Source organism: Duganella phyllosphaerae (genome assembly GCF_001758785.1).
Lineage (GTDB): Bacteria > Pseudomonadota > Gammaproteobacteria > Burkholderiales > Burkholderiaceae_D > Rugamonas > Rugamonas phyllosphaerae.
This window is the reverse complement of record NZ_LROM01000049.1, coordinates 1-13,173: the sequence shown is the minus strand read 5'-3', so window position 1 is coordinate 13,173 and position 13,173 is coordinate 1. Positions and strand designations below refer to the sequence as shown.

The window sequence follows — 13,173 nt, the reverse complement described above, 5'->3', positions numbered from 1 at the left end:
CGCCTGCGCGGGGACGACATCTCCAGGCTGGCAAAATAAGACGTCCGGCTGAACCTAGCGGCCTTGGGGTTTGAAGTCGAGCATCTTCATCGCCGGCGCCAGCCCCTTGGCGGCCTTGGCATAGCCATCCCACGGCGTATTGCCGACATCGAGCCGGGTGTGCACGGTGGCCACCGTCCAGTGGTCGCCACCATGGAGCTCGCCCAACTCTTCCCAGCTCACCGGCACCGAAATGCCCAGGCCGAGACGCGAACGCGCCGACCAGGCGCAGGCGGTGGTGGCGCCGCGTCCATTGCGCAAGTAATCGATGAAGATCTTCCCTACCCGGTTGCTCGGGCCGCTCTTGAGCACGAAGCGCTCCGGAATATTGTGCGCCATGTGCGCCACGATCGCCTGCGAAAACGCCTTCACGTCATCCCAGCCATAACCGGGCTTGATCGGCACCACCACGTGCAGCCCCTTGCCGCCGCTGGTTTTTAAAAATGCCGGCAATCCCAGCTGGTCGAGGAAAGCCTTCATCAGCATGGCCGCCTCCTGCACCTGCTTCCATTCCACGCCCTTGCCGGGGTCGAGGTCGAACACCATGCGGTTGGGCTTTTCATACGTGGCCGCATTGGCGTTTTGCGTGTGCAGCTCCACGACGTTCCACTGCGCTGCCGACAGCAGCCCCTTTTGGGTGGACACTTCCAGCATCGGCGCGTGTTCGGGATCGAGCGACTGCTTGAGGTTTTTCACGCCGTCCATCTTGTCGGTATCGGCGTGCTTCTGGAAAAACAGTTCGCCCCCCACGCCGGCCGGCGCACGCACCAGCGAGACCGGGCGGCCCTTCAGGTGCGGCAGCATCAGCGCGCCGACCAGCGCGTAGTACCGCACCAGGTCGATCTTGGTGGCGCCGCTCTGCTTGTCGATCACCCGGTCCGGATTGGTGACTTTGAACGATGGGGGCAGTTTGCCCGCTAGCAGTGGTTCGGACTCTTTCACGGATTTTTCCTCCTTCAGGTGGGCGGGCAGTTCGCGCACGATGGACGTTGCCTTTTTATCCTTGCGCAGCCCCTTGAAGACCGAATGACGGATCGAGCCGGCGCTGGTCCATTCACCGAACGCCACCTCCGCCACCAGCGTGGGCTTGAGCCAGTGCGCCTTGCGGTCGATGTCGCGGCTGGGCGCGAACGGGCTTTTTCCCGTTGCCAGCTTGTCCATCTTCGCTTTCAGGTCGCGCAGCGATGCGCCATTGAAGCCGCTGCCCACGTTGCCGGCGTAGCGCAGCGTGCCGTCAGCATCGTAGGTACCCAGCAGGAGCGAGCCGAAACTGCTGCGCGCGCCCTGCGGGTCGGTATAGCCGCCGATGACGAATTCCTGGCGCTGGCCGCATTTGAGCTTGATCCAGCTGCTGTTGCGCCGCGCCGCATAGCTGGCATCACGGCGCTTGCCGATGATGCCTTCCAGGCCCATGCTGCACGCGGCGGCGATCATGTCTTCGGGCGCGGCGGCCAAGGCGGCGCTGTAGCGCACCGTGTCGTTGGGACGCTTATCGAGTACCGCTTCGAGCTGCGCGCGGCGCTCTTCCAGTGGCGTGTCGCGCAGGTCGCGGCCATTGAGGAACGGCGCGTCGAAAATAAAGTACACCATCTCGCCAGGCGAGTTGGCGTCAAAAGCGTTTTGCAGCAGCCCGAAGTCGGGCCTTCCCTCTTCGTTATGGACGACGATTTCGCCGTCGTACCAGCCGGGCGGCAGCTTCATGCTCGCCAGCGCTTTCTGCAATGGCTGGAGCTTGTGGGTCCAGTCGTTGCCGTTGCGGGTAATCAGGCGGATATCCTTGCCATCCACCCGGGCCAGGATGCGGTAGCCGTCGAACTTGATCTCGAACAGCCAGTTCTCGGGGTCGGGCGGCGGGCCGTCCACCAGGGTGGCCAGCTGGGGCGACAGCTTTTCGGGCAGCGCGACCTTGGCAGGCTTCGCAGCTTTGGCAGTGGTGGTTTTTTCAGCTGGCTTGGCGCCCTTTGCAGCTCCCGTGGACCTTCCGGCTTTTGCAGCCCTGGCGCCGCCAGTGGCTTTGGCGGTATCGGCTGCCTTCGCGGCGGCCTTGGTCAGCTTGCCGGCGCCATCGGGCATCGGCAGCGCCTTCACGCTGTCGGGCATCTCATCGATCACGGAAAACTCGGTGGCAGGCCGTGCGTAATCGTCCTTCTCCTTGATCAAGAGCCACGGCTCCTGCTTCTCGCCCTTGCCGCGCATGCGCACCAGTACCCAGCGCCCGCGCAGCTTGTGGCCGTGCAGTGTGAACTTGAGGTTGCCGGCGGCGAGGCCCTGGCGCGGATCGCCGTGCGGCTGCCAGCTGCCCTTGTCCCAGATGATGACCTTCCCTGCCCCGTAATGTTTGGCCGGGATCGTGCCTTCGAAGTCGTTATAGGAAATCGGATGGTCTTCCACGTGCACGGCCATGCGCTTGTCGTGGGTGTCGTAGCTTGGGCCTTTCGGCACGGCCCAGCTCATCATCACGCCATCGAGCTCGATGCGAAAATCGTAATGCAGGCGGCTGGCCCAGTGTTTCTGGATCACGAAGGCCAGGTGTTCACCGCCCTCGGCGCCGCCTTCGGCCGGTTCGGGGGTGATGGTGAAGTCGCGCTTGGATTTGTAGGTTTTGAGAGAGGCTGTCATGGCTCCAGCGTAGGCCCGACGCCGCTGTGTTTCTGTGCGATGGCGAACATGTAAGCGATTGTAAAGGCCGTCAACGACAACTGATCGGCACGCGTTTTTACGCTCAGAGACACGGGAATAGTCCCGGGCCCTATCAACCGAAACGAGGAAACTTCATCATGAAAAAAATTATCGCTACCGTGATCGCCGGCCTGTTCGCTACCGCAGCTTTCGCTCAAACCCCAGCCACCACCCCAGCGGCACCGGCTGTAGCCAAGGCCGAAGCGAAAGAAGCCAAGGCTGATGCCAAAGCCACCGCCAAGGAAACCAAGGCCCACATCAAGGCCGACGCCAAAACCGCCAAGGCAGAAGCCGAAGCCAACAAGGACGTCGCCGTAGCCCAGGCCGATGCCAAAGCCGACAAGGCCGACGCCCACGCCAAGGCCCACAAAACCAAGGCCAAAGCCCACGAAAAAACCGTGAAAGCTGATGCAGCGGCGATGCCAGCAACGCCAGCTACCCCAGCCAAGTAAGCCCTGAATCGCGTGCTGTGGCGCGCGATCGCTCCGGTTTGGGGGGCGGACCCGGAGGGGTCCGACCCCGGCTCTGGCAGTGCGGGGGAATAAAAACACGGACCTTTGAGGTCCGTTTTTCATTTACTGCTGCGCCACCGTCTGCGCGGTCGGGCTATCCCAGCCCCCGCCCAGCGCACGGATCAGCGCCACCGTGGTCACCGCGCGGGTGCCGCGCAGCTGGACTGCGGTGCGTTCCACCGCCGCCAGGTTGCGCTGCGCGTCGAGCAAGTCGATATAGCTCGACCGGCCAGCCGAGTACAGCTTTTGCGCCAGGTCGGCCGAACGACGGGCCGACACCAGCGCCGCTTCCATCTGCGCGGTTTGTCCGGCCAGGATGCGCAGGCCGGCCAGGTTGTCTTCTACCTCGGCGAAGGCTACCAGCACGCTCTGGCGATACGTACCGACCGATTCTTCCAGCGCGCCTTCGCTGCGCGTGATGTTGGCCTTGTTGCGGCCACCGTCGATGATCGGCATCGACATCAGCGCACCCAGTATCCACGAACGGCTGCTCCACTCGAACACGTTGGAGAACGACTGCGCTGCGGTACCACCACCGGTGGCGCTCAGGGTCAGCGCCGGGAACATGGCCGAGCGGGCCACGCCGATGCGGGCGTTGGCCGCTTCCATCGTGCGCTGGGCGGCGGCGATGTCGGGACGGCGCTCGAGCAGCGACGACGGCAGGCCGGCAGGAATCACCGGCAGCAGCGCGGTATCGAGCAGCGGGCTGGCGCCGGCCGTGTAGCTGGCCGCCGGTTTGCCCAGCAGGACCGCCAGTGCGTGTTCGGCCGTGACGCGCTGGCGTTGCAGGCCGATCGCTTCGGACCGCACCGTCGCCAGTTCGGTCTTCGCGCGCGACAGGTCGAATTCGCCGATGTCGCCCAGGTCGAAGCGGCGCTGGTTGACCTGCACATCTTCTTCCCGCGTCTGCACGGTGCGCGCCAGGGTTTCCAGTTCGGCGTCGGTGGCGCGCAGCCGGAAGTAGGTCTGCGCCACGTCGGCCTGCACCGACAGCAGCACCGATCGGTAGTTCGCCTCGACCGAGGCGGCATCGTTGCGGGCTGCCGCCACGTTGGACGATACGCGGCCGAACAAATCGACTTCGTAGCTGGCCGACAGGTTGGCGGTATACACGTTGCCGGGGCGGACCGGCGTGCCATCCGGCAGGCCGAGCGACGGCGCCGAGGCGCGCTGGCGCTGGGCGCCGACGTTGGCGCCCACTTGCGGAATGCGGTCCGCTTCGGCCACGCCGGCAATCGCGCGGGCCTGCTTGACGCGGGCCGCTGCCACGGCCAGGTTGGCGTTGGCGCGGGTGGCTTCGGCGATCAGCTCATTCAAGGCCGTATCGTTGAAGGCCAGCCACCACTCGCCGCGCGGCTGCGCTTCGGCAGCCTGCGCCTGTTTCCAGGTGCTGCCGTCGGCAGCGGTCTGCACGTGGGTGGTGACCTCCGACGGTACCGGCGCCTGCGATTCCTTGAAGGCGGTCGGCACGTCGATGGCAGGTTGTTTGAACTCGGGGGCGGCGCACGCGGTCATCAGCAATGCGGCCAAGACGGGAGCCACGCCTTTGGCGATCATTTGCAGCTTGTTCATCTTAGTGTCCATGTTAATGGTTCCCTTCCAGTTTTGGTGCGGTGACGACAGGTGCGCCGGCTACCACGGTTTTCTTGCGCTCCAGCCGGACCGACAGGTTGCGCAGCAGGACGTAGAACACGGGCGTCAGGAACAGGCCGAAGAAGGTCACGCCCAGCATGCCGGCAAACACCGCCACACCCATCGCATGACGCATTTCCGAACCGGCGCCGCTCGAGAACACCAGCGGCAGCACACCCATGATGAAGGCGATCGACGTCATCAGGATCGGACGCAGACGCAGGCGGCACGATTCCAGCGCCGCTTCGACGATGGTGCGGCCTTGCAGTTCCAGTTCACGGGCAAACTCCACGATCAGGATCGCGTTCTTCGACGCCAACCCCACCAGCACGAACAGCGCGATCTGGGTGAAGACGTTGTTGTCGCCAGCGGTCAGCTTCACGCCAATCAGTGCGCACAGGATCGACATCGGCACGATCAGGATCACGGCCAGCGGCAGGGTCCAGCTTTCGTACTGGGCGGCCAGCACCAGGAACACCAGCAGCACGCACAGCGGGAACACGTACATCATGGTGTTACCGGACAGGATGTCCTGGTAGACCAGTTCGGTCCATTCGTACGAGATACCCTTCGGCAGCACTTCCTCGACAATTTTCGTCATCTCGGCCTGTGCTTCGCCCGACGATACGCCAGGCGCCGGCGCACCGTTGATTTCGGCGGCGACGAAAGCGTTGTAGCGCTGTACGCGGTCAGGGCCATAGCTGTCTTTCACGCGCATCAGCGACGACAGCGGGATCATTTCGCCACGGTCGTTGCGGACCTTGAGCTGACCCATGTCTTCTGCGTGCGAACGGAACTGCTGGTCGGCCTGCACCCGCACCTGGTAGGTACGGCCGAACTGGTTGAAGTCGTTGACGTACAGCGAACCGAGGTTGATCTGCAAGGTCTGGTAGATCGTGTTGAGCGGCACGCCGAGCTGCTTGGCTTTCACACGGTCGACGTCGGCGAACAGCTGCGGCACGTTGATCTGGTAGCTCGAGAACACGCCAGCGAGCTTCGGGTTGGTCGCGGCCTTGGCCTGCACTGCCTGCACCGCTTTGTACAACGCGTCGTAACCGAGGTTGTCGCGGTCTTCGAGCATCAGCTTGAAGCCACCGGTGGTGCCGAGACCATTTACCGGCGGTGGTGGCAGCACCATCACGAACGCGCCTTCGATGGCGCCCATGCGCTTGTTGATCTCGCCGGCGATGGCTTCGGCCGACTGCGACTTGCTGGTGCGCTGGTGGAAGTCCGACAGGCCGACGAACACGATACCGGCACTCGGCGCATTGGTGAAACCGTTGATCGACAGGCCAGGGAACGCGATCGAGTTGGCCACGCCAGGAATGTCCTTGGCGATGTCCGACATCTTGCGGATCACGGCGTCGGTGCGGTCGAGCGAAGCGGCGTCCGGCAATTGCGCAAAGCCGATCAGGTACTGCTTGTCCTGCGCCGGCACGAAGCCCGGTGGCACCACCTTGAACATGAAACCGGCAGCGACGGCCAGCACCGCGTACACCACCAGCGAACCGCCCTTGCGCTTCAATACGCCGGTCACGCCTTTTTCATAGTTGTTCGACGCGCGGTTGAAGAAACGGTTGAACCAGCCGAAGAAGCCGCCGAACACCTTGTCCATGCCACGGGTGACGATGTCTTTCGGTGCGTCGTGTGGCTTCAACAGCGCTGCGGCCAGGGCCGGGGCCAGGGTCAGCGAGCTGAATGCCGAAATCACGGTCGAAATGGCGATGGTCAGCGCGAACTGCTTGTAGAACTGGCCGGACAGGCCGGACACAAAGGCGATCGGCACGAACACGGCGCACAGCACCAGGGCGATCGCAATGATCGGGCCACTGACTTCCTTCATCGCCTGGATCGTCGCGTCATGCGGCGACAGGCCGTCGTGGATGTTACGTTCCACGTTTTCCACCACCACGATCGCATCATCGACCACGATACCGATGGCCAGCACCAGGCCGAACAGGGACAGCGTGTTGATCGAGAAGCCGAAGGCCAGCATCACCGCAAAGGTACCGACCACCGACACCGGCACGGCCAGCAGCGGAATGATCGAGGCGCGCCAGGTTTGCAGGAAGATGATCACCACCAGGGCGACCAGCACGATCGCTTCGATCAGGGTGTGGATCACCGACTTGATCGACTCACGCACGAACTGGGTGGGGTCATAAACGATGTCGTAAGCGACACCTTCCGGGAAGTCCTTCGACAGGCGTTCCATGGTGGCGCGCACGTCGGCCGACAGTTGCAGCGCGTTGGCGTTCGGCGCTTCGAAAATCGGAATCGCGGCAGCCGACTTGTTGTTCAGCAGCGAGCGCAAAGCGTACGAGTTCGAGCCCATTTCCAGGCGCGCCACGTCCTTGAGCAGCGTGACAGCGCCGTCGGCACTGGCCTTGACGATGATGTTGCCGAATTCTTCTTCGTTCTGCAGGCGACCGTGGGTATTGACGGTCAGCTGGAAGTCGGCGCCCTTGCTCGGGCCCTGGCCGATTACACCGGCAGCGACCTGCACGTTCTGCTCGCGGATCGCGTCGACGATGTCGCCGGCGGTCATGCCGCGCGCAGCGACTTTTTGCGGATCGAGCCACACGCGCATGGCGTAGTCGCCGGAACCGAACAGCTGCACCTCGCCCATGCCGGGCAGGCGCGCCAGTTGATCCTTGACGTTCAGTACCGCGTAGTTACGCAGGTACAGGTCGTCGTAGCGGCCGTTCGGCGACAGCAAGTGGACCACCATGGTCAGGTTGGGCGACGACTTGACGGTCGTGACACCGATCTGGCGCACTTCTTCCGGCAGGCGCGGCAAGGCGCGCTGGACGCGGTTTTGCACCTGCGTTTCAGCCTGCTCGACGTTGGTGCCGATCTTGAAGGTCACGGTCAGCGCCAGCGCGCCGTCGGACGTGTTTTGCGAGGACATGTACAGCATGTTCTCGACGCCGTTGATCTGCTCTTCCAGTGGCGCGGCCACGGTTTCGGCGATGATCTTGGGGTTGGCGCCCGGGTACTGCGCGCGCACCACCACCGATGGCGGCACCACGTCCGGGTACTCGGAAATCGGCAGCTTGAAAATTGCGATCAGGCCGGCCACAAAAATAATGATCGACAGGACGGCCGAGAAAATCGGCTTGTCGACAAAAAATCGGGAAATGTTCATTGTAATTATTCCTTGGTAGCGCCAGCCTTGGCATCTGTCGAAACTGCAGCGACTTTTTCATCTTTTTTGGTTTCTGGCTGCGCCACGTTGGCGGCCAGCGGGTCGGCGTCCATCGCCACGATGGTCGGCGTGATCGGCGCGCCGGGGCGCACGCGCTGCAGGCCGTTGACGACGATCTTCTCGCCGGCTTTCAGACCGGTGCGCACCACGCGCAGGCCATCGACTTGCGGACCGAGCGTGACCGGACGGTACTCGGCCTTGTTGCCGGCGCCGACCACGAAGACGAATTTGCGATTCTGGTCGGTGCTCACGGCGCGGTCGTTGATCAGCATGACCGGCTTGGCGCCGGTGGAACCGGCCAGTTGCACGCGGGCGAACAGGCCAGGCACCAGGGCGCCGTCGTCGTTGGCCAGGCGCGCGCGCATGCGCACCGAGCCGCTGCGGGCGTCGAGCTGGTTGTCGACGAATTCGAGCTTGCCTTCGTGCGGGAAGCCTTCTTCGTTGGCCAGACCAATACGCACCACGGCCGGCTGGCCCTTGTGGGCAGCGGCGCCCACGCGCAGGTAGGTCTCTTCGTCGCCGTCGAACGAGGCGTAGATGTTTTCCAGCGAGACCACGGAAGTCAGCACGGCCGAGGCATCGACCAGGTTACCGAGCGTGATTTCCGCTTTCGAGACGCGGCCGCTGATCGGCGACGTCACGCGGGTGTAGTCAAGGTTCAACTTGGCTGCTTCGTACTGGGCTTGCGCGGCGCGGGCGTCGGCGTCGAGCTGCTTGAAGTTCGACGAGCGTTCGTCGAGTTCGCGCTGGGCGATGGCTTTATCGGCCAGCAGCTTTTCAGCGCGATCGAATTCCAGCTTGGCCAGTTCGGCCTTGGCACGGGCCGAACCGGCAGCGGCCTGGGCGCGGTTGGCTTCGGCCTGGAACGGACGGGCGTCGATCACGAACAGCACGTCGCCCTTTTTGACCTGGCTGCCCGGCTTGAAGTTAATCGCCGTGATGAAGCCGGCCACGCGTGGACGGATCTGCACCTGTTCGATCGCCTCCAGGCGGCCCGAGAATTCCTGGGTTTCGGTCAGGGTCTTTTCGACCACGGCCGCTGCCGACACCGGCGGTCCGCCTTGCGGTGCGCCCTGCGCTTGTGCGGTCTTGCTATTGGCATCGTCGCAACCGGTGAGGCCTATCGTGGCCAGGCCCGCCAGCGCCATGGCAGCGGCCAGCGGCCCTGCCAAAGCGGTCATTTGTTTAATGGTTTTCATTTTTTATCCCTTTATGCATGAAAATTATTAATAGAAACGGCGGCGCCTGCCGAAAGCCAGGGCGATGCACGGAAAAACAGACAACAAGAGTCGAGCGCCCCGCCGGCAAGCCAGTGGGGACGTGGGTGTTACTGTTGGACTAACAGGTAATCGGTACCGCTAAGTAGGAGACTCCGCACCGGGCCGGTCGAGGCCCGCGATGAAGGTGGCGATCTCGCCGAGCGCGACGCATTTGCACGCGCACTCGTTACGCTCACCCGCTTCTGACTGCAGCGCGGGGGCCATGCGGATCACGGATGTCTTGACGCCGTTGGCGATCAGTTTGGCGCCATACTGTTCGGCCTCGTCGCGCAGCGGATCGTCCTCGGCGGACAGGATCAGTGCGGGGGCCAGGTTTTTCAGGCGGCTCGATTGCAGCGGCGAAGCATACGGGTGGGTGCGGTCGGCGCAATTGGGCAGGTAGCCGGCGTAGGCGGCGGCGCAGGCATCGGCCACCTCCAGCAGTTCCGGCGCCTGCTGCAGTTCGCGCATCGAGCAGGTGGTGAGGCCCGGGTCGAGCATGGGCATGATCAGGATCTGGCCGGCCAGCGCCGGGCCGCCGCGGTCGCGCGACATCAAAGCGCAGACTGCCGCCAGATTAGCTCCCGCTTCGATCCCGCACACCAGCAAGCGCTTGCCGGTCCATGCAGTCTTGGCCTTGTTCTTCTTGGCCCAGTTGAGCACTGCATGGGCGTCTTCCACCGCTGCCGGGAAGGCGCGTTCGGTGGCCAGCGTATAGCTCGAGGACAGCACGGCGATGTGCGGGCTGTCGTCGGCCAGGTGGCGCAGGAAGATGTCGGCGCCATCGAGGTCACCGCCGACAAAACCGCCCGGGTGGAAGAACACCAGCAAGGTGTCGCGCTTGCCCCCATCGCGTCTAGCCGAATCGCCGCTGGTGTACAGGCGCGCCGCGAGCGGGCCTTCGGCGCCGCCCACTTCCAGCGCGCGCACCTTGATGCGGTCGGACAGCTGCGGCAGCGGTTGCTCCTGCTGGCTAGCGCTGGTGCTGGCCCCGGTGTTCATCGGGTCACCGTCAAGCCGTCGCCGGCGACCAGCGAGGTGTCGGCACAGGCCAGCGCGTCGCCGCTGGCGACTTCGGTCAGGGCACGAACGCCTTGCACTTCGGCCTTGGCCGTCTGCAGATAGGCATCGGTGGAAATGACGCCCGCCAGCGCGACCGTGGTCAGCGCAATGGCGATCGTGGCAAACATTCCATCCAGATTTTTCATGATAGGTCCCTTCCTCAACTGTAGCCTGCCACCGGAATCATTTCTTTTTCTTTGTGCAGTACAGCAATCTTAAACATGTTCTACAATCCGATAAAGACGGCAAAACTGAATTGATTGTTCAGGATCCTGAACAATGAGGCGAACAAATGAATAAACTACAAGCGATGGAAGTTTTTGTGGAGGTGGTGGACACCGGCGGCTTCACGCGCGCGGCCGACAACCTGCAACTGCCCAAGGCCACGGTGTCGACCCTGATCGCCTCGCTGGAGACGGCGTTGTCGGTCAAGCTGCTGCACCGGACCACGCGCCACGTGAGCGTAACCGCTGACGGCGCCGCCTATTATGAACGCTGCCTGCGCATCCTGTCCGACGTGCGCGACGCGGAGGAATCGCTGTCGCGCACGCGCTTGAGTCCCAGCGGGCGGCTGCGGGTGGACGTGCCCACCGGCCTGGCGCACGACGTGATCATTCCCGCCATGCCCGACTTTTTCACGCGCTACCCGGACATCCAGGTGGAGATGGGGTGCAGCGACCGCAGCGTGGACCTGGTGGAGGAAGGCGTCGATTGCGCGGTGCGCGGCGGCGTGCTGGTCGATTCGAGCCTGATCGCGCGCCGGGTGGGCATGCTCGACTTTATCTGCTGCGCCGCGCCCGACTACCTGCGGCGCTACGGTATTCCTGCCCATCCCCGCGAACTGCTGCAGCACCGGTGCGTGAATTATTTTTCCTCGCGCAGCGGTAAAATCCTCGAATGGGACTTTACCCGCGACGGCGAACGGCTGCAGGTCGCCCTGCCCGGCCTGATCGCCGTCAACGATACCAACGCCTACATCGCCGCCGGGGTGGCGGGCCTGGGCATCATCCAGACCGCCGGCTTCGTGGTCGACGCCATGCTGGCGGACGGCCGCCTGACCACCATCCTCGACGACTGGTCGATCGACCCGCTGCCGGTGCACGTGGTGTACCCGCAAAACCGCCACCTGTCGGCCAAGGTGCGCGTGTTCGTGGAATGGATCGCCGAACTGTTTGCCAGCCACCCGGGCATGCGTCTGCCGAAGGCGCCCCCGCCTGCTGCGCGCGCGGCCCCCTCACCATTGGAGTCAGCCGTATGAGTAACCATGACAACCACCGCATCGTCTTCCTTGACCGCGACAGCCTGATCGCCAACGTGCGCCAGCCGTCCTTTCCACACGAGTGGACCGAGTATCCGGCCACGAAAGCTGCCGATGCGGTCGCGCGCCTGCGCGATGCCCGCGCCACCATCGCCATCACCAACAAGGTGCCGCTGCGCGCGGACACGCTGGACCAGCTGCCGGAGTTGAAGATGATCGCGGTGTCGGCCACCGGCACCGACATCATCGACCTGGCTGCGTGCCGCGCGCGCGGCATCGTGGTCTCCAACATCCGCAACTACGCGGTGCACACCCTGCCCGAGCATACGTTTGCGCTGATGCTGGCATTGCGGCGGCAACTGGTGGCCTACCGCGCCGATATCGAAGCGGGCCTGTGGCAGAAGGCCGAACAGTTCTGCCTGTTCGGCCATCCGGTCCAGGACCTGGCCGGCAGCCGCCTCGGCCTGGCCGGCTACGGCGCGCTGGGTAAATCGGTGGCCGCGATCGCGCGCGCGTTCGGCATGGAGGTGGTGGTATTCAACCGTTCGCCGGTGACCGACGAAGGTGTGGCGCAGGTATCGTGGGACGAACTGCTGGAGACCTCCGACGTCCTGAGTTTGCACCTGCCGCTCAACGACCAGACCCGCAACCTGATCGGCGCGGCGGAACTGGTGCGCATGAAGCGCAGCGCACTGCTGATCAACACCGCGCGCGGCGGCCTGGTGGACGAGCAGGCGCTGGCCGATGCATTGCGCGCCGGCGTGATCGGCGGCGCCGGTGTCGACGTGCTCACGCAAGAGCCGCCGCCGGCCGACAACCCGCTGCTGAACCTGCGACTGCCGAACTTCATCCTCACGCCCCACTCGGCCTGGGCCAGCACGCAAGCCATGCAGGTGCTGGCGGACCAGCTGATCGACAACGTGGAAGCGTGGGTGGCGGGCGCGCCGCGCCAGGTGGTGGCATGAAAATCCAGCCCAGTACCGTGATGACCTTGATTGCAGTGGTGCTGTTGTCAACGTGGGCCTGGCACCAGCTGGGCAAGAAGCCCAAGGCGCCAGACGCTACAGCGGCCAATTGTTCGCAGGAGGCGATCCGGGCGGTGGCTGATCCGATTGAACGTTCGATCCTGTCGGCCCGCTGCGCCAAGCAGGCAGCTCCGCTACAGCCTGCAAGCTGAAGAGCAAAGAAAAAGGGCCTGATGATCACTCATCAGGCCTCGCTTCTTACGAATATTACGAATATTACGAATATTACGAATTTTGGTGCGGCTGGCAGGAATCGAACCCACGACCCCTTGGTTCGTAGCCAAGTACTCTATCCAGCTGAGCTACAGCCGCGAAAGACAACATTGTAACAGCGTTTTGTCGTCCGGTATAGCACTCAAAAGAAGAATACTCATTATCTTTCAAGGGCTTACATTTAAAGAAAAAAGGCCCGACGATCACTCATCAGGCCTTTCATCTTACGAATTTTGGTGCGGCTGGCAGGAATCGAACCCACGACCCCTTGGTTCGTAGCCAAGTA

10 protein-coding genes and 1 tRNA gene are annotated in these 13,173 nt (G+C 63.7%); 4 read left to right on the top strand and 7 right to left on the bottom strand.

The window, feature by feature from the left end; all coding sequences use genetic code 11:
- Positions 1-54: 54 nt before the first annotated feature.
- Positions 55-2,658, bottom strand: coding sequence for a DNA ligase D (ligD, locus tag DUPY_RS03855; protein WP_070246525.1), 2,604 nt, complete (start codon positions 2,656-2,658; stop codon positions 55-57).
- A 158-nt stretch (positions 2,659-2,816) separates the two neighbouring features.
- Between ligD and DUPY_RS03850 the strand changes: the two genes are divergently transcribed.
- Positions 2,817-3,170: a hypothetical protein gene (locus DUPY_RS03850; RefSeq protein WP_070246524.1), complete on the top strand. Its 354-nt coding sequence runs from the start codon at positions 2,817-2,819 to the stop codon at positions 3,168-3,170.
- Positions 3,171-3,293: 123 nt separating this feature from the next.
- Here DUPY_RS03850 and DUPY_RS03845 read toward each other — a convergent pair whose 3' ends face one another.
- The 5 genes from DUPY_RS03845 to DUPY_RS03825 form a co-directional block, all read right to left on the bottom strand.
- A complete protein-coding gene (locus DUPY_RS03845; protein ID WP_070246549.1) occupies positions 3,294-4,802 on the bottom strand; it encodes an efflux transporter outer membrane subunit in 1,509 nt (502 codons plus the stop codon).
- A gap of 13 nt (positions 4,803-4,815) precedes the next feature.
- The gene (locus DUPY_RS03840; RefSeq protein WP_070246523.1) at positions 4,816-8,010 is read right to left on the bottom strand and encodes an efflux RND transporter permease subunit; all 3,195 of its coding nucleotides are present in this window, start codon (positions 8,008-8,010) and stop codon (positions 4,816-4,818) included.
- A gap of 5 nt (positions 8,011-8,015) precedes the next feature.
- Complete coding sequence (locus DUPY_RS03835) at positions 8,016-9,269, bottom strand: efflux RND transporter periplasmic adaptor subunit (RefSeq protein WP_070246522.1); 1,254 nt, start codon at positions 9,267-9,269, stop codon at positions 8,016-8,018.
- A gap of 159 nt (positions 9,270-9,428) precedes the next feature.
- A complete protein-coding gene (locus tag DUPY_RS03830; RefSeq protein WP_070246521.1) occupies positions 9,429-10,331 on the bottom strand; it encodes an alpha/beta hydrolase in 903 nt (300 codons plus the stop codon).
- Complete coding sequence (locus DUPY_RS03825) at positions 10,328-10,537, bottom strand: hypothetical protein (RefSeq protein WP_070246520.1); 210 nt, start codon at positions 10,535-10,537, stop codon at positions 10,328-10,330. Before DUPY_RS03825 ends, DUPY_RS03830 begins: the two co-directional genes overlap by 4 nt.
- Positions 10,538-10,683: 146 nt before the next feature.
- Here DUPY_RS03825 and DUPY_RS03820 point away from each other — a divergent pair, with 146 nt between their 5' ends.
- The 3 genes from DUPY_RS03820 to DUPY_RS03810 are packed head-to-tail and all read left to right on the top strand — an operon-like array spanning position 10,684 to position 12,826.
- Complete coding sequence (locus DUPY_RS03820; RefSeq protein ID WP_070246519.1) at positions 10,684-11,649, top strand: LysR family transcriptional regulator; 966 nt, start codon at positions 10,684-10,686, stop codon at positions 11,647-11,649.
- Positions 11,646-12,614 carry a D-2-hydroxyacid dehydrogenase gene (locus DUPY_RS03815; RefSeq protein WP_070246518.1) on the top strand — a complete coding sequence of 323 codons (969 nt, stop codon included), beginning with the start codon at positions 11,646-11,648 and terminating at the stop codon, positions 12,612-12,614. Before DUPY_RS03820 ends, DUPY_RS03815 begins: the two co-directional genes overlap by 4 nt.
- A complete protein-coding gene (locus DUPY_RS03810) occupies positions 12,611-12,826 on the top strand; it encodes a hypothetical protein (RefSeq protein WP_070246517.1) in 216 nt (71 codons plus the stop codon). Before DUPY_RS03815 ends, DUPY_RS03810 begins: the two co-directional genes overlap by 4 nt.
- Before the next feature lie 83 nt (positions 12,827-12,909).
- Here DUPY_RS03810 and DUPY_RS03805 read toward each other — a convergent pair.
- Positions 12,910-12,986, bottom strand: a tRNA-Arg gene (locus DUPY_RS03805).
- Positions 12,987-13,173: the final 187 nt, after the last annotated feature.

Excerpts from the sequence above, each read along its gene's own strand:
- DUPY_RS03850 (WP_070246524.1), top strand. The coding sequence starts at position 2,817 with ATGAAAAAAATTATCGCTACCGTGATCGCCGGCCTGTTCGCTACCGCA.
- DUPY_RS03835 (WP_070246522.1), bottom strand. The coding sequence starts at position 9,269 with ATGAAAACCATTAAACAAATGACCGCTTTGGCAGGGCCGCTGGCCGCT.
- DUPY_RS03825 (WP_070246520.1), bottom strand. The coding sequence starts at position 10,537 with ATGAAAAATCTGGATGGAATGTTTGCCACGATCGCCATTGCGCTGACC.
- DUPY_RS03810 (WP_070246517.1), top strand. The coding sequence starts at position 12,611 with ATGAAAATCCAGCCCAGTACCGTGATGACCTTGATTGCAGTGGTGCTG.
- DUPY_RS03815 (WP_070246518.1), top strand. The coding sequence starts at position 11,646 with ATGAGTAACCATGACAACCACCGCATCGTCTTCCTTGACCGCGACAGC.
- DUPY_RS03830 (WP_070246521.1), bottom strand. The coding sequence starts at position 10,331 with ATGAACACCGGGGCCAGCACCAGCGCTAGCCAGCAGGAGCAACCGCTG.
- DUPY_RS03845 (WP_070246549.1), bottom strand. The coding sequence starts at position 4,802 with ATGAACAAGCTGCAAATGATCGCCAAAGGCGTGGCTCCCGTCTTGGCC.
- DUPY_RS03820 (WP_070246519.1), top strand. The coding sequence starts at position 10,684 with ATGAATAAACTACAAGCGATGGAAGTTTTTGTGGAGGTGGTGGACACC.
- DUPY_RS03840 (WP_070246523.1), bottom strand. The coding sequence starts at position 8,010 with ATGAACATTTCCCGATTTTTTGTCGACAAGCCGATTTTCTCGGCCGTC.
- ligD (WP_070246525.1), bottom strand. The coding sequence starts at position 2,658 with ATGACAGCCTCTCTCAAAACCTACAAATCCAAGCGCGACTTCACCATC.